This window comes from Salinilacihabitans rarus, from assembly GCF_024296665.1.
Taxonomy (GTDB): domain Archaea; phylum Halobacteriota; class Halobacteria; order Halobacteriales; family Natrialbaceae; genus Salinilacihabitans; species Salinilacihabitans rarus.
This window is the reverse complement of sequence record NZ_CP100762.1, coordinates 2038240-2063415: the sequence shown is the minus strand read 5'-3', so window position 1 is coordinate 2063415 and position 25176 is coordinate 2038240. Positions and strand designations below refer to the sequence as shown.

27 protein-coding genes and 1 tRNA gene are annotated in these 25176 nt (G+C 70.3%); 11 read left to right on the top strand and 17 right to left on the bottom strand.

Annotation, left to right across the window (positions count from 1 at the left end):
* Nucleotides 1-42 precede the first annotated feature (42 nt).
* The 6 genes from NKG98_RS10795 to NKG98_RS10770 form a co-directional block, all read right to left on the bottom strand.
* Complete coding sequence (locus NKG98_RS10795; protein WP_254765932.1) at nucleotides 43-180, bottom strand: hypothetical protein; 138 nt, start codon at nucleotides 178-180, stop codon at nucleotides 43-45.
* Between the two features lie 410 nt (nucleotides 181-590).
* Nucleotides 591-672, bottom strand: a tRNA-Ser gene (locus NKG98_RS10790).
* Between the two features lie 53 nt (nucleotides 673-725).
* Nucleotides 726-974, bottom strand: coding sequence for a DUF7981 family protein (locus tag NKG98_RS10785; RefSeq protein ID WP_254765931.1), 249 nt, complete (start codon nucleotides 972-974; stop codon nucleotides 726-728).
* Nucleotides 971-1351, bottom strand: a complete 381-nt coding sequence (locus NKG98_RS10780) for a Rid family detoxifying hydrolase (RefSeq protein ID WP_254765930.1) — start codon at nucleotides 1349-1351, stop codon at nucleotides 971-973. The genes NKG98_RS10785 and NKG98_RS10780 overlap by 4 nt, the downstream gene beginning before the upstream one ends.
* 41 nt (nucleotides 1352-1392) lie before the next feature.
* A complete protein-coding gene (gene ilvA / locus NKG98_RS10775; protein ID WP_254765929.1) occupies nucleotides 1393-2604 on the bottom strand; it encodes a threonine ammonia-lyase in 1212 nt (403 codons plus the stop codon).
* Between the two features lie 19 nt (nucleotides 2605-2623).
* Nucleotides 2624-3055: a hypothetical protein gene (locus tag NKG98_RS10770; protein WP_254765928.1), complete on the bottom strand. Its 432-nt coding sequence runs from the start codon at nucleotides 3053-3055 to the stop codon at nucleotides 2624-2626.
* Between the two features lie 71 nt (nucleotides 3056-3126).
* Between NKG98_RS10770 and NKG98_RS10765 the strand changes: the two genes are divergently transcribed.
* Nucleotides 3127-4509: an MATE family efflux transporter gene (locus NKG98_RS10765; protein ID WP_254765927.1), complete on the top strand. Its 1383-nt coding sequence runs from the start codon at nucleotides 3127-3129 to the stop codon at nucleotides 4507-4509.
* Between the two features lie 108 nt (nucleotides 4510-4617).
* Here NKG98_RS10765 and citZ read toward each other — a convergent pair whose 3' ends face one another.
* Nucleotides 4618-5766 carry a citrate synthase gene (gene citZ / locus NKG98_RS10760; protein WP_254765926.1) on the bottom strand — a complete coding sequence of 383 codons (1149 nt, stop codon included), beginning with the start codon at nucleotides 5764-5766 and terminating at the stop codon, nucleotides 4618-4620.
* A 121-nt stretch (nucleotides 5767-5887) separates the two neighbouring features.
* Complete coding sequence (locus NKG98_RS10755; protein ID WP_254765925.1) at nucleotides 5888-6541, bottom strand: helix-turn-helix domain-containing protein; 654 nt, start codon at nucleotides 6539-6541, stop codon at nucleotides 5888-5890.
* A 142-nt stretch (nucleotides 6542-6683) separates the two neighbouring features.
* Here NKG98_RS10755 and NKG98_RS10750 point away from each other — a divergent pair, with 142 nt between their 5' ends.
* Complete coding sequence (locus NKG98_RS10750) at nucleotides 6684-7892, top strand: potassium channel family protein (RefSeq protein ID WP_254765924.1); 1209 nt, start codon at nucleotides 6684-6686, stop codon at nucleotides 7890-7892.
* Here NKG98_RS10750 and NKG98_RS10745 read toward each other — a convergent pair.
* Nucleotides 7889-8155 carry a DUF7536 family protein gene (locus NKG98_RS10745; RefSeq protein ID WP_254765923.1) on the bottom strand — a complete coding sequence of 89 codons (267 nt, stop codon included), beginning with the start codon at nucleotides 8153-8155 and terminating at the stop codon, nucleotides 7889-7891. The two genes, NKG98_RS10750 and NKG98_RS10745, sit on opposite strands and share 4 nt — an antisense overlap.
* 142 nt (nucleotides 8156-8297) lie before the next feature.
* On the opposite strand from NKG98_RS10745, the gene NKG98_RS10740 reads away from it, so the two are divergent.
* Nucleotides 8298-9818, top strand: coding sequence for a stage II sporulation protein M (locus NKG98_RS10740; RefSeq protein ID WP_254765922.1), 1521 nt, complete (start codon nucleotides 8298-8300; stop codon nucleotides 9816-9818).
* 285 nt (nucleotides 9819-10103) lie between these two features.
* The gene (locus NKG98_RS10735; protein ID WP_254765921.1) at nucleotides 10104-10643 is read left to right on the top strand and encodes a hypothetical protein; all 540 of its coding nucleotides are present in this window, start codon (nucleotides 10104-10106) and stop codon (nucleotides 10641-10643) included.
* Nucleotides 10644-10849: 206 nt separating this feature from the next.
* Here the strand turns inward: NKG98_RS10735 and NKG98_RS10730 are convergent, their stop codons facing one another.
* Entirely contained in the window at nucleotides 10850-11200 is a 351-nt protein-coding gene (locus tag NKG98_RS10730) for a thioredoxin family protein (RefSeq protein WP_254765920.1), read from the bottom strand.
* Between the two features lie 90 nt (nucleotides 11201-11290).
* On the opposite strand from NKG98_RS10730, the gene NKG98_RS10725 reads away from it, so the two are divergent.
* Entirely contained in the window at nucleotides 11291-11764 is a 474-nt protein-coding gene (locus NKG98_RS10725) for an MOSC domain-containing protein (RefSeq protein WP_254765919.1), read from the top strand.
* A gap of 6 nt (nucleotides 11765-11770) precedes the next feature.
* Here the strand turns inward: NKG98_RS10725 and NKG98_RS10720 are convergent, their stop codons facing one another.
* A complete protein-coding gene (locus tag NKG98_RS10720) occupies nucleotides 11771-13129 on the bottom strand; it encodes an MFS transporter (RefSeq protein WP_254765918.1) in 1359 nt (452 codons plus the stop codon).
* Nucleotides 13130-13289: 160 nt separating this feature from the next.
* Between NKG98_RS10720 and NKG98_RS10715 the strand changes: the two genes are divergently transcribed.
* The 3 genes from NKG98_RS10715 to argS all read left to right on the top strand — a co-directional run bounded on the left by NKG98_RS10715 (nucleotide 13290) and on the right by argS (nucleotide 17225).
* A complete protein-coding gene (locus NKG98_RS10715; RefSeq protein ID WP_254765917.1) occupies nucleotides 13290-14249 on the top strand; it encodes a succinylglutamate desuccinylase/aspartoacylase family protein in 960 nt (319 codons plus the stop codon).
* 2 nt (nucleotides 14250-14251) lie between these two features.
* The gene (locus tag NKG98_RS10710) at nucleotides 14252-15352 is read left to right on the top strand and encodes a pyridoxal-phosphate dependent enzyme (RefSeq protein ID WP_254765916.1); all 1101 of its coding nucleotides are present in this window, start codon (nucleotides 14252-14254) and stop codon (nucleotides 15350-15352) included.
* A 94-nt stretch (nucleotides 15353-15446) separates the two neighbouring features.
* Nucleotides 15447-17225, top strand: a complete 1779-nt coding sequence (gene argS, locus NKG98_RS10705) for an arginine--tRNA ligase (protein ID WP_254765915.1) — start codon at nucleotides 15447-15449, stop codon at nucleotides 17223-17225.
* A 59-nt stretch (nucleotides 17226-17284) separates the two neighbouring features.
* Here argS and NKG98_RS10700 read toward each other — a convergent pair whose 3' ends face one another.
* Together NKG98_RS10700 and minD are read right to left on the bottom strand one after the other, a co-directional pair.
* Entirely contained in the window at nucleotides 17285-18385 is a 1101-nt protein-coding gene (locus NKG98_RS10700; protein WP_254765914.1) for a helix-hairpin-helix domain-containing protein, read from the bottom strand.
* A gap of 69 nt (nucleotides 18386-18454) precedes the next feature.
* Nucleotides 18455-19231, bottom strand: a complete 777-nt coding sequence (minD, locus tag NKG98_RS10695) for a cell division ATPase MinD (protein ID WP_254765913.1) — start codon at nucleotides 19229-19231, stop codon at nucleotides 18455-18457.
* A gap of 145 nt (nucleotides 19232-19376) precedes the next feature.
* Between minD and prf1 the strand changes: the two genes are divergently transcribed.
* Complete coding sequence (gene prf1 / locus NKG98_RS10690; RefSeq protein WP_254765912.1) at nucleotides 19377-20633, top strand: peptide chain release factor aRF-1; 1257 nt, start codon at nucleotides 19377-19379, stop codon at nucleotides 20631-20633.
* A gap of 76 nt (nucleotides 20634-20709) precedes the next feature.
* Here the strand turns inward: prf1 and NKG98_RS10685 are convergent, their stop codons facing one another.
* Together NKG98_RS10685 and NKG98_RS10680 are read right to left on the bottom strand one after the other, a co-directional pair.
* Nucleotides 20710-21318, bottom strand: a complete 609-nt coding sequence (locus tag NKG98_RS10685; RefSeq protein WP_254765911.1) for a TetR/AcrR family transcriptional regulator — start codon at nucleotides 21316-21318, stop codon at nucleotides 20710-20712.
* Nucleotides 21315-21764, bottom strand: coding sequence for a DUF6653 family protein (locus tag NKG98_RS10680; protein WP_254765910.1), 450 nt, complete (start codon nucleotides 21762-21764; stop codon nucleotides 21315-21317). Before NKG98_RS10680 ends, NKG98_RS10685 begins: the two co-directional genes overlap by 4 nt.
* Nucleotides 21765-22124: 360 nt before the next feature.
* Here NKG98_RS10680 and NKG98_RS10675 point away from each other — a divergent pair, with 360 nt between their 5' ends.
* Together NKG98_RS10675 and NKG98_RS10670 are read left to right on the top strand one after the other, a co-directional pair.
* Entirely contained in the window at nucleotides 22125-22907 is a 783-nt protein-coding gene (locus NKG98_RS10675; protein ID WP_254765909.1) for a helix-turn-helix transcriptional regulator, read from the top strand.
* Nucleotides 22908-22960: 53 nt separating this feature from the next.
* A complete protein-coding gene (locus tag NKG98_RS10670) occupies nucleotides 22961-23755 on the top strand; it encodes a helix-turn-helix transcriptional regulator (RefSeq protein WP_254765908.1) in 795 nt (264 codons plus the stop codon).
* Here NKG98_RS10670 and NKG98_RS10665 read toward each other — a convergent pair.
* Both NKG98_RS10665 and NKG98_RS10660 read right to left on the bottom strand, forming a co-directional pair.
* Nucleotides 23752-24144 carry a DUF6276 family protein gene (locus tag NKG98_RS10665; protein WP_254765907.1) on the bottom strand — a complete coding sequence of 131 codons (393 nt, stop codon included), beginning with the start codon at nucleotides 24142-24144 and terminating at the stop codon, nucleotides 23752-23754. The genes NKG98_RS10670 and NKG98_RS10665 overlap by 4 nt on opposite strands.
* A 10-nt stretch (nucleotides 24145-24154) precedes the next feature.
* Nucleotides 24155-24874 (bottom strand): V-type ATP synthase subunit D, encoded by a 720-nt coding sequence (locus NKG98_RS10660; RefSeq protein WP_254765906.1) that lies wholly within the window; start codon nucleotides 24872-24874, stop codon nucleotides 24155-24157.
* Nucleotides 24875-25176: the final 302 nt, after the last annotated feature.

Here is a 25176-nt window from a genome sequence, read left to right as displayed (position 1 = left end):
AGGCGCCCCGGGGACAAACCGCTGTCTACTCGCTCGACTCGCTCACGTCCGCCGCGCCGGCGGCGCCGCCTCGGGTTCGCGGTCGTCCGGCCGGCAGCCGCGGTCCCGGATCGCCTTCGTCGTCGAGGCGTGACGGACCACGATCAGCGCCGTCCGTTCGATCTCGTCGAGACGGGGCACCGCCACCGTCTCGAACGCAGTGTCTCCCCGACGGTCGGTGCCGGAGCGCGCCGCTCACGCGCGCCGGTTCGTGCCCGCCGCGTAATGTCTCCCCCGGGGCGGTGCTCGCGCGGGGCGCGTACGGGCCGCCTACCCCGGTCGCCGGCGGGAGTACGCGCCCCCAACCGCGGCGTAAGCGCCTTGTTACCTTACGGGGGACGCGCGAACGCCCGATGGGTCGTCGCGGCCGAGGTGGTGTGTGAGCGGGCTCTCGGAATCGACGGCCGCGGCGACCGTTCTTCCGACCGCAGGTCGGACCAGTCCTCCCGGCGGGAGCGACGCGGGCCGCGACTCGTCCGCGTTCGACCCGCCACCGCCGTTTCGTGATTCCCGCGCAGCCACGCGCCGCTGGCGGGTCGACTTCGCAAAAGCGCCAGGACAGGGATTTGAACCCTGAATCCCGAAAGGGAACACGCTTTCCAGGCGTGCGCCTTACCGTTCGGCCATCCTGGCTCGGTCGATGATAGCCGGGTCGGTCGTTTAACTGTTACGAGACCGGATCGGGGCTACTCGTCCGGCCCGGGCCCGTCCCCGGTCCGGCGGGCCGCCCACGCGGCCACCCGGTGTTCGAGGGCGTAGGCCGTCCCGGCGGTCGCGGCGCCGACGAGGACGGCGACGGCCGCGCCCTGACCGAGCGAGACCAGCGGGTCGGCGAGCAGGGCGTAGCCCTGGACGAGCGCGAGGAACGCCACGGCGCCGACTGCGCCCCACAGCAGGGCGGACTTCGCGCGCGGACGCCGTCGACTCCCGCTCACTCCAGCGCCGCGACGGCCTCGATCTCGACGCCGACGCCCTTCGGGAGGGCCGCGACCTCGACGGCGCTGCGGGCCGGCGGCGCCTCGTCGAAGTAGCCCGCGTACGTCTCGTTCATCGCCTCGAAGTCGTCGATGTCGTCGAGGAACACCGTCACCTTGAGGACGTCCGCGGCGCTCGCGCCCTCCGCTTCGAGGATCGCGACGAGGTTGTCGAGGGCCCGCTCGGTCTGGACCGCGATCGGTTCGTCGTCGAGCAACTCGCCGTCGGGGGTCAGCGGGATCTGCCCCGCGGTAAAGAGCAGCGAGCCGTTCGTCGTCGCCTGACTGTACGCACCGACGGCCTCGGGGGCCTCGTCCGTGCTCACGACGCGTTTCATGTGCGCCCCATCCGCGCGCCGGGACTTAAACACCGGCGAACTCAGACGAGCGCCTCGACCTCGTAGCCGCGCTCCTCGATCGCCGCGATGAGGTCCGCGACGTGTTCGTGGCCGCGGGTTTCGAGGTCGATCTCGACTTCGGTGTCGCTCATGCCGATATCCCGCGAGGTGCGGTCGTGCTGGATGGCGTAGATGTTCGCCCGGTGGGCGGAGATGACCGCGAGCAGTTCCTCGAGCGCGCCGGGGCGGTCTTTCAGGACGGTGCGGATCTTCAGGTAGCGGCCGGTCTCGACCAGCCCGCGGACGATGACGGTCGTGAGCAGGTTGAGGTCGATGTTGCCCCCGGAGAGGACGGGGACGACCGTCTCGCCGGGGTCGACGTCGAACCGCTCGAACAGCAGGGCCGCGAGCGGCACCGCGCCAGCCCCCTCGACCATCGTCTTCGACCGTTCGAGGAGGTAGACGACGGCCATCGCGACCTCCTCGTCGGAGACGGTGACGACCTCGTCGACGCGCTCGTCGATGATCGGGAACGTTCGCTCGCCGACGCTGCGGGTGGCGATGCCGTCGGCGATCGTCTCGACGCCGTCGAGCGAGACGACCTCACCCTTTTCGAGGGAGTCGGCGACGCTCGACGCCCCCTCGGACTGGACGCCGATCACGCGGACGTCGGGCGCTTTCGCCTCGATCGCGGTCGCGATGCCGCCGATCAGGCCGCCGCCGCCGATCGGGACGACGACGGTGTCGACGTCGGGGCAGTCCTCGAGGATTTCGAGGCCGAGCGTCCCCTGACCGGCCATCACGTACTCGTCGTCGAAGGCGTGGACGTAGGTGCGCCCCTCCTCGCGTTCGATCTCGTGGGCGCGCTCGGCGGCCTCGGCGTAGTCGGCGCCGTGGAGGACGATCTCGGCGCCGTAACTGCGCGTGGCCTTGACCTTCGAGATGGGGGCGTCCTCGGGCATGACGATCTTCGAGTCGACGCCGGCCCGCGAGGCCGCGAGCGCGACGCCTTGCGCGTGGTTGCCCGCGCTGGCCGTGACGACGCCCGCCTCCTTCTCGGCCGCCGAGAGCGTCGCGATCCGGTTGGTCGCCCCGCGGATCTTGAACGCGCCCGTCCGCTGGAAGTTCTCCAGTTTGAGGTGGACCTCCGCCCCCGTCATCTCCGAGTAGGTGTGCGAGTACGACAGCGGCGTGTGCCGGGCGGTCTCGCGCACCCGCTCGCGCGCCTCGAGGATGTCCGCGAGTTCGAGCATGCCCTCGATTACTCGGCAATTATTGTAAAGGGTTACTTTCCGCCGCGGACCGGCGCGAGCGCCGCGGCTGGTCGACGTGGAAACTCGTGCTGCCGGGCGCGGGCAGCACGACAGGGAATACAGGGATGCACGGCGTGTGACGTGCGACTGTATAGGGGAACGGGGAGTATATAAATTTCATCCCTCCGCGCCGGAAGTGGAATCGCCGGACGAGAGCGGGGTAGAACTGGCGTCTGACGCCCGTCGTTCGGCCGTCATTCGCGAGTGCGTACCACGATCCCGCGACGCCGGAGGTCCCGCCGGACGCGCGGAACTCGTCGCCCGGCGGCCAGTCGACGCGCTCGCTCACCCCCAGTCGGTCCGGGTCGCCGACGTACGTCCAGACCGCGTCGCCGTCCGCGCGCGCCGGATCGGTCAGCGTCCCGTAGACGAAGACGGTCTCGCGGGTCACGTTCGGACGTACGGTCGCGAGCGCCTTGCTCGTACCGACACGGTAAACTGGCCGACCGTATTTCGATTCGTATGGCCGGTCACGGCGTCCGCGCGCGCACGCTCGCCGTCTGGAAGCGCGTGCTGGCGCTCGCGTGGCCGATTATGGCCGAACAGACGACGCGGACGCTGATGCGGACCGTCGACATCGTCGTCACCGGCCTCTTCTCGCCCGCGGCCATCGCCGCCATCGGGCTCGCGGACCTCTACGCCCGCCTCCCGCTGCGGATCGGCCTCGGCCTCGGCGGCGGTGCGATCGCGCTCTCCAGTCAGGACACCGGCAGCGGGGCGACGGCCACCCGGGACGAGGCGATCACGCAGGCGCTGCTGATCGGCGCGGTGGCTGGAGTTCCGTTCGTCGCGCTCGCCTTCGTCGCCAACGAGTTCGCCATCGCGGTGCTGGGTGCCGAGTCCCGGACCGTCGAACTCGGCTCGATCTACCTGCTGATCGTCATGGCGACGGCGCCCGCGCGCCACGTCGGCCTGATCGCCGCCCGCTCGCTGCAGGGGACCGGCGACACCGTCTCGCCGATGGTCGTCAACGTGGTCGCGAACGTGCTCAACGCCACCGGGTCGTTCGTCCTGGGTCTCGGGCTGTTCGGCGCGCCGCGGCTCGAAATCGTCGGCGTCGGCGTCGCGACGGCGGCCGCCAACGTCTTCACCGCGGTCGCGCTCGTCGGCGTCATCGCGGGGCCGTGGCGACAGGGCTCGCTCGTCCGGCCCTCCGACGCGGTCGTCGCGCGCCAGCTGGTCGCCGTCAGCACGCCCCGGGTCGCCGAGGGGCTGGTCGCGACGGCCGTCGAGTTCCCGTTCAACTCGCTGCTGTTGCTCCTCGGGACGGAGGTCAACGCGGCCTACCAGATCGGTCGCCGGCTCTACCAGCAGGTCACCAGCCCGTTCTCGCGGGGGTACAACGTCGCCGCGAGCGTCGTCGTCGGCCAGCGTCTCGGCGAGGGCCGCCCCGACGCCGCCCGGTTCGAGGGGTGGGCCATCGCCGGCCTCGGACTGGCCACGGTGGGCGTCGTCGGCGTCGCGCTCGCCGTCGAGGCCGATCGGTTCGTAGCCGTCTTCACCGACGACGCCGAGACGGTCGGCCACGCGATCGCCTTCGCGCGGGCGTACGGCCTGAGCGCGCCCTTCCTCGTCGTCTACGTCGTCATCGCGGGCTCCCTGCAGGGGGCCGGCGAGACGACCGTCCCGTTTCTCGCCCGCGCGAGCGGCCTCGTGCTGTTCTTCCTCGGGTTCTCGTACGTCGCGGCGGTCCCGCTTGGCTGGGGCGTCGTCGGCATCTGTGCCGGCATCGTCCTCTTCTACGCGTGGGCGTTCGCCGTCGTCGCGGCCGGCTACGTCCGCGGCGACTGGGCGGGGAAGGCCGCGCGGCTGATGGAAGACCGCGGGACCGTCTCGGACGACTGAGCCGGGGGCCTCGCCGGGTTGCTCGTCTCGCTGGCGGCGACCTCGCGGCTGCTGTGGGAACTGCAGTGACGAACGGCCGTCGAAAAGAGCGGGTTCGGGTCGACGAGTTCAGCGCTCTTCCAGCGGGACGAACGCCTCGTCCCCGGGCCCGGTGTAGCGGGCGCGGGGCCGGATGAGCCGGTTGTCCTCCTGGTATTCGAGGACGTGGGCGATCCAGCCGCCCGCGCGGGACATCGCGAAGATGGGCGTGTACATGTCGATCGGGATGCCGAGCTGGTAGTAGACCGACCCGGAGTAGAAGTCGACGTTCGGGGCGATGCCCTTCTTGACGAGGCCCTTCTCCCCGGTGAGGTACTCCTCGATCGTGGTCGTGATCTCGTACCACTTCGACTCGCCGTTCTCGGCGAGTTCGCGGCTGCGCTCCTGCAGGATCTTCGCGCGGGGGTCCTTGACGTTGTAGACCCGGTGGCCGAAGCCGGGGATGCGACGACCCTCGTCGGTCGCCTGCTCGACCCAGTCGCGGGGGTCGAGGTCGCTCTCGTCGATCTCCATGAGCACCTCCATCACGTCCTGGTTGGCGCCGCCGTGCAGCGGGCCCGAGAGGGCGCCGATGCCGCCGGTGACGGCGCCGTAGAGGTCGGCCATCGTCGAGCCGATCACCATCGCCGTGAACGTCGAGGCGTTCAGGCCGTGGTCGGCGTGGAGGATCAGCGCCTGATCGAACGTCTCGGCGGCGACCTCGTCGGGCTCCTCGCCGGTGAGCATGTAGAGGAAGTTCGCGGCCAGCCCGAGGTCGGGGTCGGGCTCGACGGGCTCCTCGCCGAGGCGGAACCGCTCGAACGCCGCGAGCACCGTGGGGATCTTGGCGGTGATCCGGCGCCCCTTCCGGAGGCTCGCCTCGAGGTCCGCGGCGTCCGCGTCGGCCTCGGGTTCGGTCGCCGACAGCATCGACACCGCCGTCCGGAGCGCGGCCATCGGCTTCTCGCCGGCGTCGGCGAGCGTGCGCACCGTCTCGAGGAGGTCGTCGTCGACCTCGCGCTCGGCCGCCATCGCCTCGGTGAACTCGGCGAGTTCGCCCTCGTCGGGGAGGTGGCCGTGCCAGAGCAGGTAGAGCACCTCCTCGTAGCTCGCGCCCCGGGCGAGGTCCTCGATGGCGTAGCCGCGGTAGATCAACCGACCCGCGTCGCCGTCGATCGAGCTGAGTTCGGATTCGGCGACCAGCACACCCTCCAGCCCTTTCCTGAGGTCGTCAGCCATATTGATGGATTTCAGTCGCCCATGGAAAAGCATTATCGTTTCCGCGGCGAACCCCCGCTCGAAACGCGTGCGGCGCGGCCGCTCTCGTCGGCGGCGGGGCAGAGACGCCCCCGTTCGGCGCTCAGAACTCGACGAGCGCGTCCATGAGCTTGCGCTGGGCGGCCGCGAGGTGCTCGGCGAACGTCGAGCCGGAGATGCCGAGCGCCTCGGCGACCTCGCCGGCGTTCGACCGCTTCGGGTACTCGAAGTAGCCCATCTCGTGGGCGGTCTCAAGGACCTCCCGCTGGCGGTCGGTGAGCCGTCCGCGGTCGACGAGCACCAGATCCGACGAGGAGCCGTCGCCGGTCTCGGCGAGTTCCCGGAGGTGGACGCCCTCGAACTGCCCTTTGAGGTCGCCGACGATGTCCGAGATGGATTCGAGGTCGCCGCTGCGAAGCGACACCAACAGCGCGCCGTCGTCGGCCCGGACCGAGGCGACTGGGGTCCCACACGACTCGATGACGTCACAGACACAGCCCTCCCGCCAGTCGCGTTCGAACCGGTAGACGCTCTCCGTTTCGGACTCGGTGACCGGTTCGACGTCGACGCCGACCGTCCCCGCGTCGACGCCGTTGCCGTCGCCCGTGACCCGGAACTCTTCGAGGACCGCTCCGTCGGTGGTCGGTCGCGACGAGCGAGCGACGTCGTCGACCGCCTTGCCGGTCTCCGCGGAGGCAAGGGCGACCGGACAGTCCGCCGGTTCGCGGATCGCGACCGTCGCGCGATACCCTGTCATTACTCGTACCTTCCGTCTGAGCCGCCATAAGAAGGGTCGCCGATTCCCGCCGCGTGGAAATACGCCGGTCGGCGGCCGGACGACGGTCGCCGCGAGGTGACCTCGGTAACGTTTTTCTCGCCGCCGACGTAACTGCGGGTACATGGACGGGTCCCGCGAGGTCGAGTACCGGCCGATCGGCGTCAAGGCGGTGCTCGCGGAGATGAAAGACACGGCCGAGCTGTTGATCGACCTCTCGTACTCGGCCGTGCTGTTCGGCAGCGAGGAAGTCGCCGAGGAGGTCCTCGACCTCGAAGAGCGCATGGACGTCCTGCAGCTGCAGGCCCGGATGAGCCTGCTGATGGCCGCCCGCAATACGGAGGACGCCGAACAGCTCGCGCCGGTCCTCGGCGTCGTCGGGGCCGCCGAGAAGATCTCCGACGCCGCCGGCGACATCGCGAAGGTCGTCCTGGAGGAGATCGGCCTCCCGGACGCGATGCGGACCGCCCTCCCCGAGGCCGTCGAGTCGGTCGTCCGCGCGACCGTCGACGCCGACTCCCGGTTCGCCGGCCGGAGTCTCGGCGACCTCACCCTCGAAACCGAGACCGGCGTCCGCGTGATCGCCATCCGGCGGGCCGGCGAGTGGCTCCTCAACCCCGACCGGGAGACGGTGCTCGAACCCGACGACGTCGTCTTCATGCGCGGCTCCGAGGACAACCTCGGGCCGGTGTACGAGACGGTCTCCGGCGAGCCCTACGAGTCCGGCGAGCAGGTCGAACCCCGCATCGAGGACCTCGAACGGGCGGTCGACGCCATCGTCCTGATGAAGAACATGAGCGAACTCGCCGTCGACCTCGCGTACGGCTCGGTGCTCTACGACAGCACGGACCTCGCCGAGGAGGTCGCCGCCCTCGAAGCCGAGGTCGACCAACTCGAGTCGCGCTTCGAGGCGTGGACGCTGCGCGCGGCCGGCCGCGTCGAGGAACCGGTCGCCCTCCGGGGGCTGGTCCACCTCGCGGGCAGTACCGAGGTCATCAGCGACGCGGCGCTCGAACTCGCCGAGGGCGTCCTCCGGGGGCTGGGGACCCACCCGGTCGTCGCCGAGGCCGTCTTCGAGAGCGACGAGGTGATCGTCCGCTTTACCGTCGCCGCGGGGAGCGACCTCGACGGGACGACCATCGGCGATCAGATGGTCCGCACCGAGACGGGGATGCGCATCATTGCCGTCCGTCGCCCCCGCGGGTCGGCGGGCACCCACGACGACGAGTGGGCGATCCAGCCCGGCCCCGAGACGGACCTCGACGCGGGCGACGTCGTCCTCGCGAAGGGGACGCGGACGGGCGCCGAACGCCTCGAAGCGTTGCTCTCCTAGTCGCGGTCCCGCGAGAGTCTGATCGCCGAGCGCAGCGTCAGCGCGAGCGCGACGGTGCCCGCGGTCGCCAGCGCGAGCGTGAACGCGAGCACGAGGTAGTACGACGGATCCCGGGTCGTCCCGGGCGCGAGGACGACGAAGAACAGGTAGACGACGGCGGCGAACCCGGTACCGACGGCCAGACCGATCGTCGCGTTGCGCTTGACCCTGAGGGCGGCGAGGAACCGGGCGACCGACGGCCGGTCCGGACGATCCTGTGACACGAACGTGCGTAGTACTCGGTGAGGGACCAAAACGCCGTCGGCGGTTCGCGGGCGGTCGACCACGCGAGCGCCGGCCGGGGCGCTCGCGGCCCCTGCCGATCGTATCGCTTCCCTTAACTGATAGACGATCCAACGGGACGTCATGCGCCTCTCCGCGGCCACCGGTGCCGTCGTCGCGACCCTCCGTCGACCCGCCGACGTCCTGCCTTTCTACCTGCTCGGCGCGGCCGTGCCGGCGATCGCCCGCGTCCTCACGTTTCTCGGTCTCGCCGTCGCGTACCTCTACCTCGAAGCGACCGGTCGGCTCGCGACCGCTCGGGCCGAACTCGCCGCCGTCGACGCGACCCCGCCGGACCCCGAGGCCGAACCGGCGGCGTTCGCCGAGTGGTCCGAGGCGATCGCGCCGGCGCTGGACCCGCTGTTCTCGCCGGTCGTCGCGGTGATCCTCGTCGGCTCGGTGCTCGCGACCGTCCTCGTCGCCGCCGTCCTCTCGGCCGTCGTCTCCGCCGGGGAACTCGCGGCCTGCGACGGCCGGCTCAGGGGCGGCCGCGGGCTGACCGCGGGGATCGTCGGCGTCAGACGCTACTGGCCCCGGTTTCTCGGGCTGGCCGTCCTCGAACTGGCCCTCTGGATCGCGGCGACGGCGGCGCTCGTCGCGCTCGTCGCGGTGGTTTTCGTCCCCCTCTCCCTCCTCTCGGGGTCGGTCGCCCTGTTCGTCGTCCTCCTCGCGGTGCCGCCGTGGCTCGCGCTCGTCGCCGTCGTCCGCGCGCTCTTCGCGCTCGCCCCCGTGGCGGTCGTCGTCGACGACGCGGGCGTCCTCGCCTCGCTGCGCGAGGCCGTCCGGTTCGTCCGCCGCCGGCCCGTCGCGGCCGGCTTCTACTATGCCGTCGCGCTGGGGTCGACCCTCGCGGTCGCGACCCTCGCGTCGACGCTGGCGGTCCTCGGGGTCGGGATCGTCATCTCGCTCGCGCTGTCGATCGCCCTCCCGCCGGCGCTCGACCTGCTGAAGACGGCGCTGTACGCCGACTACCGGGACGTCCTCTCGCCCCCGGAGCCGACGGCCGAACCGGTCCGCCGCCAGTTCGTCGGCGGCCTCCGCCGCGGCGTCCGCGAACTGCTCGCGTTCGTCCGCGAGACGCCCGGAACCCACCTCGTCGCCGTCGCCTCGATGGTCGCGGGTCTGGCGACCGGCTGGATCGTCGCCGACCCGCTCGCCGGCGCCGTCGACGCCTCGATCGCCGCCCGCATCGACGGTCAGATCCCGCCGCGGGCCGCGTTCGAGTACTTCGGCAACAACTGGGCCGTCGCGCTCGTGACGGCCTACAGCGGCGTCGCGCTGGCCGTGCCGGCGATCGCGTCGCTGTGGTTCAACGGCCTCTTCGTCGGCGCGCTCGCCCGCCTCGAAGTCGACCTCCGGGCGTTGCTGGCGTTTATCGCTCCCCACGGCGTCGTCGAACTGCCGGCGATCGTCGTCTCGGGGGCGGTGGGCATCTTCCTCGGGGTCGCCTGGTGGCGGACCCTCCGCGGCCGGGCCACCCGCGCGGCCTTCGCCGACGCCCTCGAACGGGCGTTCTGGGTCTGTGTCGGCCTCGGGGTCGCGCTCGCGCTCGCGGCGGTGATCGAGGGCTTCGTGAGCCCGTACTACTGGCGGCCGTTCGTCTGAGTGGGGGCGATTTCGCGCGGAACGCCGGCGGACCGTCGGTGTTCCGGAGGCCGATTCCGGCGTCTCCGCCCGGGAAACGGCGATCGTTCAAACACAGAAGGTTTTTCTGCCGACATCTCCTGGCCGCGACAGAGTCCGATGCCCTCCGAACTCCGCCCCGACGACGGTAGCAGAACCCGGAGACGCGTCCTCGCTGGCTTGGGAACGGCAGTCGCGGGAACTCTCGCCGGCTGTAGCGGTCGCGTCCCCGGTACGCGGCCCGCTCGCGTCGACGCCGAAACGACGGTGGAGAGCGACCGGATCCTGTGGCGGTATCCACGGCGAGAAGGCGACAAGAAAGGCATCGGGTACGCCGCTGTCGGGATCGATCACGTCGCCCGACGGGACACGCAGCCACCAGCGATCCACTTCACGTGTAACTCGACTGTCGGGCGTATCGCCGCCGGCGAACCGTACAGCGGGTATCGCCCCGACTGGTTCCGGTTTCGCATCTGGCCGCCGACGGCGTACGAGGGCCGCCTCCAGTACCACCTGCGGGTCGAACCGCCCGGTCAGTGGGAAGACTTCTCCGCGTACTACGATATTCGGGACCAGGTTCGCCGATCCACCGTCGAACTCCGGAACGTCGATACCCAGGGTACGATCATGATCCCCGCCGTGTTCGATCCGGGGATGAAGCCGCTCCCCGAGTACCTCAACTGCGCGTTCACGGTACAGGCTTCCCGTCCCGGCCTGCTGGGAAAGACGGTCCGCGTCGCTGATCGGGACACCCTCGAACTCGGCTCCTCCTCCGAACGCGACGCTCCCACGGGTCCCGACGCGTGAGGACGTCGCGCGACGCCGGCCGTCACGAGCGCGCTCGTCCCGATGGAGATCCGTAACTACGGGACGGAAGCCACGCTCCACCCGGTCGCAGGGGACATGCGCCGAACTGCCCCGGCCAGAACGCCCGAGAGCGCCGTCCGCGGTGCGGGGTGGCGATGAGCGACGGGCGGCCGACCGTCGGCCACCGACCACCACCTCCCGCCGTTCTACTGCGCCTCGACCGCCTCGGGAGCGTGTTCTTCGAGGAACGCGACCACGTCGCTCGCCCCCTGGAACCCGTCGGCCAGTCGGGCGACCTCCTCGCCGTCGCGGACCAGCACGAGCGTCGGGACCGAGCGGACGTCGAAGCGGTCGACGAGCGAGAGGTCCTCGCCGGGGTTGAGCATCCCCACCGCGACGTCGGTCCCGCGGGCGACGTTGCCCAGCACGGGTTCCATCGCCTGACACGCCGCACAGCCGCTGGTGTAGAACTCCACGAGCGCGACGGGGTTGTCGTCGAGGAACGCGTCCAGTTCGTCGCCGTCGGCGAGTCGAGTCGGTTTCGCGTCGTCGTCCATGCGGGCGCTACTCGCCGGCGAGCCAAAGGGGTATCGTCACGGCGGCCCGCCACCCGATCGGTTTTTGTCCCGCTGACGCGAGGGGCCGATATGAGCCGACGCGGAACGATCGAGGGGATATTCGTCGCCCCGGACGCGGGCGAACCGATGGAGCGCGTCGAGTCTGTCGAGGCGGTCGCCGGCCGCGGCCTCCGCGGGGACCGCTACTTCGACGAGCGGGGGCTCTACGACCGCCGCGAGGACCTCCCGCCGGGCGCCGACGTGACGCTGATCGAGGTCGAGGCGCTGGAAGCGGCCCGCCGGGACGAGGAGACGGCGCTCGACCCCGCCGACACCCGGCGGAACCTCCTCACGCGCGACGTCCCGCTGAACCACCTCGTCGACCGCGAGTTCCGGGCCGGCGACGCGACGCTCGTCGGCGACCGACTCTGTGAACCCTGCAGTTACATGCAGTCGCTCGCCGGCGTCGACGGCGCCGTCTCCGCGCTCGTCCACCGCGGCGGGCTGGAGGCGACGATCGTCGAGTCGGGGACGGTCGCGGCCGGCGACGCCGTCGAGTTCTGAGTCCCGTCAGGTGTAGGCCTCGAACTCCTCGCCGAACAGCGCGAAGTAGCCCGTCCCGACGAGGCCGACGGCGGTCGCGATCCCGAACGCGACGGTGGGGTCGCCCGCGAAGACCTCCTCGCCGGTGAGCGGGTTCGAGAAGCCCGCCCAGAGGAGGCCGCCGAGCGCGGCGCTCGGGATGACGATCAGGTTGCGCACGAGGTAGTACGCGCCCGTCACGCGGCCGCCGGCGCCGGTCTCGGCGGGGCCGACGATCAGCGCCTTGTGCGCGGGCAGGCCCGCAAAGCGGAGCCCGGAGAACGCGAACAGCGCGGCGAGGACGGCGGCGTCGCCCGGCGGCGCGTTGATCAGCAGGATCGGAAAGATCGCGTAGACGAAAAAGCCCAGCGCGACGACGGGTTTCAGGCCGACGCGCTCGGCGGCCTTCGCGACGGGGACCATCGTGAGCAACGCGACGAGCATCTCGAGGCCGAGCAACACTCCGAAGTACGACTGCGGGGAGAGCGAGAGGTCGCCGACGGCGGGGGCCGCGAGGTCGAGGCCGGTCCCGAGGAAGCGGGTGACGACGACGACGAAGAAGACGTAGACCATGCCGTTGGCGAACCGGACGAGCGTGTCGGCCACGAGCAGCGGGCGCAACTCGGCGGGCAGGTTCCGCAGGTCCGCGACCAGTTGCGAGACGCCCTCGAACTCCGTGCCGAAGCTGTCGCCGCCGGGGTCGTAGAGGAGATGTTGGGCGGCGGTGCCGAGGACGCCGAAGACGACCGCGACGAGGAGGATCAACTGGAACGCGAGGACGACGTCGGCGTCGCCCGAACCGAACGGGTAGAAGAGGGCCGCGGCGATCAGCGGGCCGACGAGGAACGCCGTCCGGCGGAACGTCTCGGTGCTGGCGAACCCCGCGGCCAGTTGCGAGGGCGGGACGGCCTGTTTGACGATTGCGAAGGAGGCCCCGAGGCCGAAGGACTTCCACGCCTGCGAGAGGAACAACCCGAGGAAGACCGCCGGGACCGCAAGCGGGCCCAGCCACGGGGCGACGAGCCAGACGGCGAAGCCGACCGTCGAGAGCAGGCCGAAGACGGTCAGGGCGTACCGCGAGCCGATCCGGTCCGAGATCGCCCCGCCGGGGTAGGGGTAGAGCGCGCTGATGACGTTGCCGACCGAGCCGAAGACGCCGACGATCACCGCGCCCGTCCCCAGCGCGTAGAGGTACTCGGCCATGTACCGGCTGGTCATCTGGAAGCCGAGGCTGAACGCGAACATCGCCAGCGAGAGGACGAGGACGTCCCGTTCGAGCGCGAAGAACTGGCGGAACGCGTCCAGCGGGTCGGCTTCCTCCGCCGTCGGACCTTCCTCGACGCTCATACGTTCGCGTGCCCGCCCGAGGTCCAAATGTGTTCGTGTTACGACCCCCTCCGGCGGCGGGAGCGGGGGGTGCGAACGGGCCCGGAATCCCCGGCCGGCGTCGCGGTGTGTGGCGTCGGAGACCGAACCAATAAAGGCGGGCCGGCCCGTCCACGGGGACATGACGACCACGCTCGGCACGGCGAGCGCGGCTCCCGGCGAACTCGCCACGGGCCGTCTCGAGGTCGGCGAGACCAGAGACGGGAGCCCGGCGGGGCTCCCCGTCGCCGTGGTGAACGGCGCGACCCCGGGGAAGACGCTCTACGTGCAGGCGGTCAGCGACGGCGACGAACTCAACGGCGTCGGCGTCCTCCAGCGCGTACTCCCGCGGCTCGACCCCGCCGAACTCTCGGGGACGATCCTCGTCGTGGGCATCGTCAACTACCACGCCTTCCAGGTGGCCGAACACCGCAACCCCATCGACGACACGAAGATGAACCGCGCTTACCCCGGCAACGAGACGGGGACCTCGAGCGAGCGCATCGCCCACGCGACGTTCGAGGCGGCCACCCGCGCGGACCTCATCCTCGACCTCCACCAGGGTTCGACCAGCCGGATGATCGACGAGGTGCGCGTCCGCTGTGGCCGGCGCCACCGCCTCCACGACGAGTGTCTCGAACTCGCGAAGGTCTTCGGCTGTGGCTACGTCCTGGACCAGAAAGGCCCCGACGGCCAACTCGCCCGCACGGCCCCCGACGAGGGCATCCCGACTGTCGACCCCGAACTCGGCGGCTGCGTCGGCTGGGACGAGACGAGCATCGAGAAGGGCGTCGCGGGCGTCTTCAACGTCCTCCGCTACTACGGCTTCCTCGACGGCGACGTCTCCCGTGACCCCCAGACCCGCGCGAAAGGCTTCGAGCAGTACGGCGCGCCCAACGGCGGCCTCGTCCGCTTTCACAAGGACCTCGGCGACGCCGTCCGCGCCGGCGAGACGCTGTTCGAGGTGACGACCACCTTCGGCGAGCCGAAAGCCGAGGTGACCGCCGACGGCGACGGCATCCTCTGGCGGACGCGCCGACTCCCGCAGGTCGCCACCGGCGAGTACGTCTGCTCGGTCGGCACCGACATCGACTCCTACTGACAATGCCATCCGATCTCACCTGTCCCGAGTGTGGAATCGTCTACGAATCCGGCCCGGACGAGCCGTGGCGCTGTAACTGCGGGCACGCCCTCGAGTTCACCGAGCGCCCCCACCCCAACGGGGACCCGCTGTCGCTATCGCAACTCGACACCCACGAGGGGCTCTGGACGTTCTTCGAGTTCCTCCCGATCGAGAAGCGCGTCTCCTTCCACGAGGGGTTTACCCCGCTGGTCGACGCGCCGGAGTGGGACGCCCGGTTCAAACTGGAGTACGTCTTCCCGACGGGGTCGTTCAAGGACCGCGGCGCGACGACGACGCTCTCGCGGGCGCTCGAACTCGGCGTCGAGAAGGTCATCGAGGACTCCTCGGGCAACGCGGGCGCCGCCATCGCGACCTACGCCGCCCGGGCGGGCCTCGAAGCCGACATCTACGTCCCCGCGGACGTCAAGCAGTCGAAACTGATGGCGATCCAGCGGGCGGGCGCCCGCCCCGTCCGCGTCGAGGGCGCCCGCGAGGACGTCACGGCCGCCTGCGCCGACGCCGTCGAGTCCGGCGAGGGCTGGTACGCCTCCCACGCCTGGAACCCCGCCTTTTTCGCCGGCACGATGACGTTCGCCTTCGAGGTGGCCGCCCAGCGCGAGTGGTCGGTCCCCGACGCGGTCGTCCTCCCGCTTGGCCACGGGACGCTCTTTCTCGGCGCCTACCGCGGCTTCTCGCTGCTCAACGAGGCCGGCATCGTCGACGGGATGCCCCGCCTGCTGGGCGCTCAGGCCGCGGGCTACGCCCCGATCGTGGGCGCGCTCGGCGGCGAGGCGACCGTCGAGGACGGACCGAACGAGATCGCCGACGGCATCCAGATCACCGAACCCGCCCGCGGCACCCAGATCCTCGACGCCCTCGAGGCGACCGACGGCGAGGTGATCGCGCTCGGGCCGGACCCCGTCGAGAGCGCGCTCGACCGCCTCCACCGCGGCGGCTTCTACGTCGAACCGACGGCCGCCGTCGCGCCCGCCGCGCTCCGGCGCTACCGCGAGGAGGGCGTCGTCGACGACGACGAGGACGTCGTCGTGCCGCTGACGGGTAGCGGGCTGAAGACGCTCTAGTCGCCGCCCCCGTCCCGGCGCGACGGCGACCGACGCCACCGCCGAACGGACGAAACCCGATATTCCTTTAGTTCTGGCCCCGAAACCCACTCGTATGATCCTCTCCCTGCGTTCGGAAGTCGCCGAAGCTCTCGAGGCTGCACTCTCGTCGCTCGATCTGCCGACGGACGACCTCGGTATCGAAGAGCCGCCGGAGGACGTCCCCGCCGTCGTCGCCTCCAGCGCGGCCTTCCGGCTGGCCGGCGAGGTCGGCTCCCCGCCGCCGGAAGTCGCCGCCGACGTCGCCGACGCGATCGACGTCGACGAGTTGACGTACGTCTCCCGGGTCGACACCGAGGGGGCGTACCTGAACTTCCTGCCGAACGAGACCTACTTCGCCGAGACGCTCGACGCCGGCGTCGACGAGGAGTACGGCCACCTCGCCGACCGCGGCGAGTCGGTCGTCGTCGAACACACCAGCGCGAACCCGACGGGGCCGGTCCACGTCGGCCGCGCGCGCAACCCGATCATCGGCGACGCGCTCGCGAACGTCCTCGCGTTCGCCGGCTACGACGTCGAGCGTCACTACTACGTCAACGACGCCGGCCGCCAGATGGCCGTCTTCACGTGGGCCTACGAGACGTTCGACGAGGACGACCTCGACGAGGAGCCCTCGCGCGACCGCATCGAGTACGACCTCGTGCGCTACTACCGCAAGGGCAACGCCTTCCTCGAAGACGCCTCCGAGGAGGAGGTCGAGGCGGCGGAAGCCGAGATCGAGGCGATCATGCGCGGCCTCGAGGCGGGCGACGACGAGGTCTACGAGCGGGTCAGCGAGGTCGTCGATCAGGTCCTCGGCGGCATGCGGGAGTGTCTCGAACGCCTCCCCGCCGAGTTCGACGAGTTCGTCAAGGAGACGCGGTTCATGCGCGACGGCTCGACGGAGGACCTCGCCGAGCGCCTCAAGGAGACCGAGTCCGCCACCTACGAGGACGAGGCGTGGAAGGTCGAACTCGACGAGTTCGGCATCGACAAGGACCTCGTCTTCCTGCGCTCCGACGGCACGTCGCTGTACACTACCCGCGATCTGGCCCACCACGAGTGGAAGTTCGACAACTTCGACCGCGCGGTGACGGTCCTCGGCGAGGACCACAAGCTACAGGCCAGACAGCTCGACGCGGCGCTGCAGATCCTCGGCAACGACACCGACGTCCTCGACTCGATCCACTACTCGTGGGTCAACCTCCCGGGCGGCGAAGGAATGTCCACTCGCCGCGGCACCGGCATCATGCTCGACGACCTGCTCGACGAGGCGATCGACCGCGCCCGCGAGGAGGTCGAGTCGCGCATGGACGACCGCATCCGCGACGACGACTTAGACGAGGCGGACGTCGCCCGCATCGCCTACCAGGTCGGCGTCGGCGCCGTCCGCTACGACATCGTCGCCAAGCAGCCGACGAAGGCGATCACCTTCGAGTGGGACCGCGCGCTCGACTTCGAGGCCCAGTCCGCCCCGTACGTCCAGTACGTCCACGCGCGCTGCTGTGGCATCCTTGAGGGGGCCGGCGTCGACCTCGACGAGGGCCCCGCGGGGCTCGACGACGTCGACGCGAGCCTGCTCGAAACCCCCGAGGAGCGCGCCCTGCTGGAGACGATCGCCCGCTTCCCCGCGGTGATCGAGGCCGCCGCCGAGGACCTCGAACCCCACCAGGTCGCGACCTACACGCGCACGTTCGCCGAGCGGTTCAACGCCTTCTACCGCGAGTGCCCCGTCCTCGCCGACGACGTCGACCCCGACCTGCGCGAGGCGCGCCTCGCGCTGGTCGCGGCCTCCCGGCACACGGTCGCCAACGCGCTGTCGGCGCTGGGCATCGCCGCGCCGCGCTCGATGTAACGGCGCGAGTCCGCTCTACCCGATTTCTCCCCGCCGACCCGACGTCGTCTCGTAGACTCCTACGCGCTGGCCTGCTCGATCCAGCTCTCGGCGCGTTTCTCCGTGACGGCCGCGGCGGCGGCGACGGTCGCCGGATCGGCCGCGGCGAGGTCGTCGAGGGTGGCGATGCCCGCCTCCTGCAGGCGCTCGCGGTACATCGCGTCGACGCCGTCGACGAGTTCGAGTCGCCGTCCGGGCCGGCCGCCGCGGTCGACCTCGTCGGCCGCGTCCCGGTTCGCTTCGAGCGGGGCGCGGGCCGCCGCCCCGGCGAGTTCGAACCCGCGGCGCTGGGCCGCCACCTGACTCCCGAGCGCACGCAGCGCCAGTTCGCCGGCGCTTCGCTGGATCGCTACGCCGCCCTCGAACAGCAGTCGACTCCCCTCGATCGCCGTCCGCTGGGGGGCGAACGGATCCGCGAGGACGCTCTCGCGGTCGTCTCGCTCCGCTCTACCGCCCCTCGCGTCGTCGGCTGTCGCCCGGCTCTCGCCCGCCGGGTGCCGTCCGGCGCGGCGCTCCATCGCGGCCTCGCCGACGGGGGCCGTCCCGCCCGCCTCGTCGGCCGGCCGGAGGGCGCCCGGGTCCACGTCGCGGACGTCGCCCGCACCGACCTCGGCGGCGGACTCCCCGCCGGCGTCGGCCTCGCGTTCGACGTCGCTTCGCCGGTCGAGGTCGTCAGACGCGGTCGGCTCCCCGACCGCGTCCGGCGTTCCGGACGCGTCGGGCTCCGGGACCGCGCCCGGCTCCCCGACCGGGGCCGGTTCGGCCGTCCGTGACGTCCCGTCCGCTCCCGTCTCGTCGAGGTCCGGTTCCGGCGCACCGATTTCGGCCGCGTCGTCCCCCTCCTCGACCGCGCCGCCCGTCCCGTCGCTCTCGCCCGGTTCCGCGTCGGCCGCGAGGCGGATCGCGTCGCCGCCGATCTCGGCGACCTCGTCCCGGCGGATCGAGACGGCGTCATCGCTCGCGGCCCGCCAGCCGATCGTCGCCCTGATCGAGTCGACCACGCCGGAGCGGGCTTCGACGTGGGCGACGTCCCCCTCGACCGCGGCGATCGTTCCGATCTCCTCGCCCGCGGCGCTCTCGACCGCCTTTCCGACGTCGTCGGGTGTGAACTCCGGCCCCATGGGCGGGCTAGCGCCGCTGGCGGGCAAGCGCGTGCTGCCTGCAGAATCGTGCGCGGGTTCGCCCGCCCGTCAGGAGTCCTCGGCTTCCGTGACCGCGCTGGACACCGCGTCGGACTCGTCGGCGGGCATCGGCACCTCGACGCCGGCCAGCCGCGCGGCGAGTTTGCGGTAGGCGAGCGAGACCGGGTTTGGGGGCTCGTGGACGACGATCGGCGTCCCGGCGTAGACGCTCTCGCGGACGGCCGGGTTCTCGGGGATCGCCCCCAGCAACCGGACGTCGAGTCGCGCGGCGATCTCCTCGTAGGAGGCGTCCGTCTTCGGCCGCGCGCGCGTGAACACGACCCCCTCGACCGTCCCGCCGGCGCGGTCGGTGAGTTCGACCGTCTTGCGCGCGTCGTGGACGGAGGCGGGTTCCGGCGTCGAGACGAGGACGACGGCGTCGGCCAGCCCGAGCGGGAGGACGGTCTCGTGGTTGACCCCCGCCCCGACGTCGAGGAGGACGTAGTCGAAGTTCTCGCGGAGGGCGGCGACGGCCTCGCCGAGGCCCTCCGGTGAGGTTCCGGCGTAGTCGTCGAGATCGGTCCCGCTCGGGACGGCGAAGATGTTCTCCGCGAGCCGATAGGTCGCGTCCTCGACGGTGGCCTCGCCGGAGAGCACGTCGTGGAGGGTGACCGAGTCGGTCCCGAGGCTCACGAACCCCGCGAGGTTCGCCATGCCGAGGTCGGCGTCGACGACCACGACGCGTTCGCCCGCCGTCGCGAGCGCCGCCCCTACGTTCACCGTCGTCGTCGTCTTCCCGACGCCGCCTTTGCCGCTCGCGATGGCGTATACCGTGTTGTCGCTCATGCTCGGTCGATACGCGGACAGTGTGACGGCAGTACCTTAAATCGTGAGTTCCGCGGGCGCCGGCTGCGGCCGGTCGTCTCGCCGTCGTCACGGGCCGACGGCCGTGTCAAAGGATACTTACACGCCGCACCGTTTTCTAGGGACGATGAGCCAGGAGGGCGAGCAGGAGACCTCCGACCGGAAGAAGTACGAGTTCCGGAAGGTGATAGAGGATCTCAAGAACTACGAGGGGTCGGGGACGCAACTGGTCACCATCTACGTTCCCGAGGACCGCCAGATCAGCGACGTGGTCGCCCACGTCACCCAGGAGCACAGCGAAGCCTCCAACATCAAGTCCAAGCAGACCCGGACGAACGTTCAGGACGCGCTGACGAGCATCAAAGACCGCCTCCGCTACTACAAGGATCCGCCGGAGAACGGGATGGTGCTGTTCTCCGGGGCCGTCGACTCCGGCGGCGGCCAGACCGAGATGGTCACCAAGGTTCTGGAGAGTCCGCCCCAGCCGGTCCAGTCGTTCCGCTACCACTGTGACTCCGACTTTCTCACCGAACCGCTGGAGCAGATGCTCACCGACAGCGGGCTCTACGGCCTGATCGTCCTCGACCGCCGCGAGGCCAACGTCGGCTGGCTCAAAGGCAAACGGATCGAACCGGTCAAATCCGCCTCCTCGCTCGTCCCCGGCAAGCAGCGCAAAGGTGGCCAGTCCGCCCAGCGATTCGCCCGCCTGCGCCTCGAAGCCATCGACAACTTCTACCAGGAGGTCGCCGAGATGGGCAACGACCTGTTCGTCCCCAAGCGCCACGACCTCGACGGCATCCTCGTCGGCGGCCCCTCGCCCACCAAAGACGAGTTCCTAGACGGCGACTACCTCCACCACGAGATCCAGGACAAGGTGATCGGCAAGTTCGACGTCGCCTACACCGACGAGTCCGGCCTGCGCGAACTCGTCGACAACGCCGAGGAGGCACTCGCCGACGCCGAGGTGATGCAGGACAAGCGGGTGATGGAGCGGTTCTTCAAGGAACTCCACGCCGGCGACCTCGCGACCTACGGCTTCGAGCAGACCCGAACCAACCTCATGATGGGGTCGGTCGACCAACTGCTGCTCAGCGAGGACCTCCGCAAGGACGTCGTCACCTACGACTGCCCGGAGTGTGGCAACACCGACTACGAGATGATCGACCGGCGCACGTCGACGCCCGCCCACACCTGCACCGACTGCGGGGCCGACGTCGAGGCCTCCGAGGAGGACCGCGAGGACGCCATCGAGCACCTCATGACGATCGCCGAACAGCGCGGCACCGAGACGAAGTTCATCTCCACGGACTTCGAGAAGGGCGAACAGCTCTACAACGCCTTCGGCGGCGTCGCCGGGATACTGCGGTACAGTACCGGCGTCTAAACGGACGATTTCACCCCTCCAGCAGTTCCAGTCCCTCGCCCTCCGCGAGCGCCCGCTCGAACGCCGGCGACCCCGGTCACCCGCGGTCGTCGTCCTCGACGAGCCCCTCGGCGACGAGGTCGATGAGCAGGTCGCGCGTCTCCGGGTAGAGGTCCTCCCCGATCTCGTCCTGATGGAGCGTCACCATCGTCGTCGCCCGGAGCGTGCTCGCGATCACCTCGGGGTCGACGTCCTCCCGTACCTCCCCCGCCTCGATCCACGACCGGACGATCGGGAGCAGGTACGAGAACGACTGTTCGCGCCCCTCCTCGTACCCGCCCTCGTACCCGGCGGCGAGCCGTTCCAGGTCGTCGTTTCGCACGACCGAGCGGATGAGCGGGTTCGTCTCGATCTCCTCGGTGACGACCTCGAGCAGGGTTCGGATCGACGCCGCCGTGTCGGGGGCGGCGTCGAGTTCCGCCCGCAGTCGGCGCTCGATCTCCTCGCCCTCTCGCTGGAGGATCCGGACGTAGAGCTCCTCTTTGGAGTCGAAAAAGCGGTAGAACGTGCTCGTGGCGATTCCGACCGGCTCCGTCAGGTCGCTTATCGTCGTCTTCTCCAGCCCGTACCGAGCGAACAGCGTCCGGCCGTGTTCGATCAACTGCTCTCGAATCCGCTCGCGCTCCTCGTCGCTGAATCCTCTCATGCGGGCTCTCCTAGGCCTTTCGACCGTTCGTCGTAATAGTTGACCATCCGCCGGGGGTACGGCGGTTTGCCCGTCGGCGCGAGGGTGGCGCCGATCCCCGTCGCTCGCGGACTCCGCTCGTCGGCCCCGGAGGGACCGTAGCAGTACGCGACCGCGTTCGGGCGGGTCAGCGTTCCCGGGCCGGTGGCCTCGAAGACCCCGTGCCCGCCCGCGAGCCGCCGTTTCTCGCCGAGCACGCTTCGGCTGATCCACGCGTCCGTCGTCTCCGGTTCGGGAACGAGCACGGGGTCGATCGCGACGTACGGGAGTATCGACCCGACCAGCCGCCGGCCGCGCCGGTACAGCGCGAACAACGGCGCCGGCCCGAGGGGCGACCGTGTGTAGCCGCTCCACGGGTTCGCGTGCCGGGCCCGGAACCGTTCTGCGAGCGATTCGCGCGTCGTCATCGTTCGTCGTACCCGGCGCTCGGATATGGATCTATCGAGCTACGAATTCAGAATGCACGGAGTTATGAGTTCATAGAGCCCGCGTGAATCCACGAACGGCGGGCGAGCGGCAGGCGAGCGGCAGGCGAGCGGCACCGGTCGGGAACCCCTCGAACCGTTCCGGTCGCTGTACGCCGGCGAGACGCCGACACCCGAGAGCCACGCCGGTCACCGCACGACGCGCGGGTCCGGACGGACCCGCCACACGACCGTCCGGCCGCTGTGGGAGTGACGGCCGCGCCGCCGGGTCGTCCCGTTTCAGTGAGCCGACCGAAATGTCCCACCTTTTTGCCGGTCGCGCGCGACCGGTCGACGGCGACGATGACCCGCGACGACCACTTCGACGCCCTGCGCGCGGTCTCCCGGCGGCGACGTCTCCTCGCGGCGCTCGCGGACGGACCGGCGTCGAAGGCGGCCCTCGCGGACGCCCTCGACCGCTCGCGCTCGACCGTCGACCGGGCGGTGCGCGAACTCGAGTCGCTCGAACTCCTCGAACGCGACGCGGACGGCGTCTGCCTCACCGTCCCGGGCCGACTCGCGCTCGCGGAGTGTCGGCGCAGCGCCGACGTCCTCGAGACGGTCTGCGAGGCGGGCCCGCACCTCGAATGTCTCCCGGCGGACGCCCCGCTCGACCGGCGCCTGTTCGAGGGGGCGACGGTTCACGAACCCGAACCGCACGCGCCGAACGAAATCGTCGAGGAGATCGCCGAGTTGCTCGACGATGCCGCCCTGTTTCGCTGTTTCTCCGGCGCCGAGCGCACGCCCCTCTTTCGCGAACGGATCTACGAGCGGACCGTCGGCGGCGATCTGGACGCCGAGGCGGTGTTCACCGACGACCTCGTCGCCTACTTGCTGGAGTCGATCCCGGAGGCGCTCCACGAGGTGATCGTCCGCGGCGGGTTCGACGTCTACGCGAGGGCGTCGGTCCCGTACAGCCTCGCTCTCCTCGAGGGCCCCGACGGGCGGTACACCTTCGTGGTCGCGGCCGACGGTCGCGAGGTGCGGGCGGTCGTCCGCAACGAGTCTCCCGCGGCGTTCGAGTGGGGGATGGACGTCTACCGGCGCTACCGGGCCGAGGCGACGCGGCTCCCGCCGCCGGGGTGAGTCCCGCCGCGGGGCCGCTACCTATTTGTCGGCTCGTGACTGTACGTCGACACGTGTCAGACAATCGGACGATCGCCGCCCTCGACGCCCTGCGGTCCCGCCTTGACGTCGTCCGGACGGTGCGTGAGGAGCCGCGTCGCAAGCCGGACCTCTCGGATCGACTGAACGTCTCCCGCTCGACCGTCGACCGTGCCGTCAGGGAACTCCGATCGGCCGGTCTCCTCGTGCGCGACGACGGCGAGTACGTCCTCACCCTCTACGGCGAGTTGCTCGCCGACTGCTACGAGGCGTTCCTCGCGGACGCTCGCGAGGTCGGCGCCGCCGGCCCGCTACTGGAGGCGCTGCCGGCCGACGCGCCGATGGCCCGCGAGTTCCTCGCCGGGGCGACGGTCGAGACGGCCGACCCACCGGCGACCCACCGGCCGGTCAGCCGGTTCGAGCGCCTCCTCGCCGAGGCCGACCGCATGCGCGGGCTCTCGCGGACCATCTCCCAGTCGACGACCCCGCGGCTCATCAACGAGCGGGTCCGCGACGGGATGACGGGTGAACTCGTCGTCGGCGCCGACCTCGCTGCACACGTGCGGTCCGACCCCCACGAGCGCAGTCGCGAACGAGAGAACGTCGAGACCGGCCGGTATCGCCTGTTCGAGGTCGACTCGATCCCCTACGGCCTCGCGTTGCTCGACCTCGACGACGGGACCCGCGCCGTCGTCTTCGTCTACGACGACGACAACGACCTCCTCGGGACGATTACCGCCGACGACCCCGAGGCCGTCGCGTGGGCCGAGACCCTCTACGAGCGCTACCGCTCGCGGGCGACGGACATCTCCTCGACGCTGGTCGACTAGTACAGCAGCTGTTCGAGCTGGTGACGCCGCCGGTCGAGGTCGATCGCCGGGTCGACCGACGGATCCGCCAGCAGCCGATCGATCGCCAGCAGGGGGTCCGCGCCGGCGCGCTCGACGGCGTCGAGCAGCGCCTCGATCCCCCGCCGGTTGGTCGCAAGCGACGAACACAGCCCGAGCGCGAGCGCCAGCGGCACCGCCCGGTCGGGGCGGGCGGGGAAGGCGTCGCTCACGCGGGAGAAGTCGGGGTCGGTATCGGCGTCGTCGGCCGCGACGACGGTGAGACACCGGGTACAGATCGCCGCGGCGGCCGCGTTCTCGGGGGCGTGCTCGCGGTACTCCTCGGGGACGGAAAACGGGACGGTCGCCGCGTCACACGCCGGGCAGGCCATCGGGCGGCGTTCAGTCGCCGCCGGGCAGGCCGCCGACGGTCGCCTCCTGTTCCAGGTCGTCGTCGCTGGCGGCCTCCGCTTCGGCTTCGCGGGCCTCGCGCTCTTCCTGCTCTTTTTTCTCCTTGATCTTCTTCAGGCGGAAGATCTCCTCGCGCTCTTGCTCTTCGAGTTTCTGCTCGATGTACTCCTTGTTCGAGTGGAGTTCGGGCAGGAGTTTGAACTCGAGGGCGTTGACGCGCCGTTTCGTGGTCTCGATCTCCCGCAGCATCTTCTTCATCGCCGTCTCGACCTCGGCGGCGAGGATGATGCTCTCCAGCAGGTCCTCGTAGGCCTCGGCGGCCTCGTCGATGCGCGCGGAGGTGCCGATGATACCGTAGCCGCGCTGGTCGAGCCCCTTCGAGACGCGCGAGGACTCGATCTGCGGGACGACGACGCCCATGATGTTCTTGGCCTCGGTGGTGATCTCGGGGTGGTCGTGCAGCGCGGCGGCGGCCCCGCGGACCGCGACGTCGCCCTCCATCGCCCGGGCCATGTCGATTTTCTTCTGGGCCCGCTCGTAGTCCTCCGCGAGGTCCCCGCGGACGTCCTGTGCGCGGTCGAGGATGTCCATGAACTCCATGATCAGGCCGTCCCGCTTCTTTTCGAGGGTGCCGTGGCCCCGCTCGGAGAGGTCGATGCGCTCCTCGATCTGCATCAACTCCTTCCGAGTGGGTTTGACGTCCTTGGCCATCTTGGTGGTCGCTTGTGCCCCCAGTCGGATAACTGTTTACAGTTCCGTTCCGCTCAAAGGCGCAGGTCCAGCGGCCGGAACGGCTATTGTGATGCCTCTAGCTTCGCAAGGTTGGCACTGTCTAACGTCTATTCAACCGTGGACGATATGCCCGGGGATTTTGAAACTCCTATTTTCGGAATACTGTGGCAATATATAAAATAACTAATATGTTCTCGATTTCCCGGTTTACGGGCCCCTGTTCAGTATGAACCGGAAGCTGGGAAGCGAAGTTTGCCGTTCATTGTCGAATAGCGAAAATG

Excerpts from the sequence above, each read along its gene's own strand:
- NKG98_RS10780 (WP_254765930.1), bottom strand. The coding sequence starts at position 1,351 with ATGAAACGCGTCGTGAGCACGGACGAGGCCCCCGAGGCCGTCGGTGCG.
- ilvA (WP_254765929.1), bottom strand. The coding sequence starts at position 2,604 with ATGCTCGAACTCGCGGACATCCTCGAGGCGCGCGAGCGGGTGCGCGAG.
- NKG98_RS10765 (WP_254765927.1), top strand. The coding sequence starts at position 3,127 with ATGGCCGGTCACGGCGTCCGCGCGCGCACGCTCGCCGTCTGGAAGCGC.
- citZ (WP_254765926.1), bottom strand. The coding sequence starts at position 5,766 with ATGGCTGACGACCTCAGGAAAGGGCTGGAGGGTGTGCTGGTCGCCGAA.
- NKG98_RS10755 (WP_254765925.1), bottom strand. The coding sequence starts at position 6,541 with ATGACAGGGTATCGCGCGACGGTCGCGATCCGCGAACCGGCGGACTGT.
- NKG98_RS10750 (WP_254765924.1), top strand. The coding sequence starts at position 6,684 with ATGGACGGGTCCCGCGAGGTCGAGTACCGGCCGATCGGCGTCAAGGCG.
- NKG98_RS10740 (WP_254765922.1), top strand. The coding sequence starts at position 8,298 with ATGCGCCTCTCCGCGGCCACCGGTGCCGTCGTCGCGACCCTCCGTCGA.
- NKG98_RS10730 (WP_254765920.1), bottom strand. The coding sequence starts at position 11,200 with ATGGACGACGACGCGAAACCGACTCGACTCGCCGACGGCGACGAACTG.
- NKG98_RS10725 (WP_254765919.1), top strand. The coding sequence starts at position 11,291 with ATGAGCCGACGCGGAACGATCGAGGGGATATTCGTCGCCCCGGACGCG.
- NKG98_RS10720 (WP_254765918.1), bottom strand. The coding sequence starts at position 13,129 with ATGAGCGTCGAGGAAGGTCCGACGGCGGAGGAAGCCGACCCGCTGGAC.
- NKG98_RS10715 (WP_254765917.1), top strand. The coding sequence starts at position 13,290 with ATGACGACCACGCTCGGCACGGCGAGCGCGGCTCCCGGCGAACTCGCC.
- NKG98_RS10710 (WP_254765916.1), top strand. The coding sequence starts at position 14,252 with ATGCCATCCGATCTCACCTGTCCCGAGTGTGGAATCGTCTACGAATCC.
- argS (WP_254765915.1), top strand. The coding sequence starts at position 15,447 with ATGATCCTCTCCCTGCGTTCGGAAGTCGCCGAAGCTCTCGAGGCTGCA.
- NKG98_RS10700 (WP_254765914.1), bottom strand. The coding sequence starts at position 18,385 with ATGGGGCCGGAGTTCACACCCGACGACGTCGGAAAGGCGGTCGAGAGC.
- minD (WP_254765913.1), bottom strand. The coding sequence starts at position 19,231 with ATGAGCGACAACACGGTATACGCCATCGCGAGCGGCAAAGGCGGCGTC.
- prf1 (WP_254765912.1), top strand. The coding sequence starts at position 19,377 with ATGAGCCAGGAGGGCGAGCAGGAGACCTCCGACCGGAAGAAGTACGAG.
- NKG98_RS10685 (WP_254765911.1), bottom strand. The coding sequence starts at position 21,318 with ATGAGAGGATTCAGCGACGAGGAGCGCGAGCGGATTCGAGAGCAGTTG.
- NKG98_RS10680 (WP_254765910.1), bottom strand. The coding sequence starts at position 21,764 with ATGACGACGCGCGAATCGCTCGCAGAACGGTTCCGGGCCCGGCACGCG.
- NKG98_RS10675 (WP_254765909.1), top strand. The coding sequence starts at position 22,125 with ATGACCCGCGACGACCACTTCGACGCCCTGCGCGCGGTCTCCCGGCGG.
- NKG98_RS10665 (WP_254765907.1), bottom strand. The coding sequence starts at position 24,144 with ATGGCCTGCCCGGCGTGTGACGCGGCGACCGTCCCGTTTTCCGTCCCC.
- NKG98_RS10660 (WP_254765906.1), bottom strand. The coding sequence starts at position 24,874 with ATGGCCAAGGACGTCAAACCCACTCGGAAGGAGTTGATGCAGATCGAG.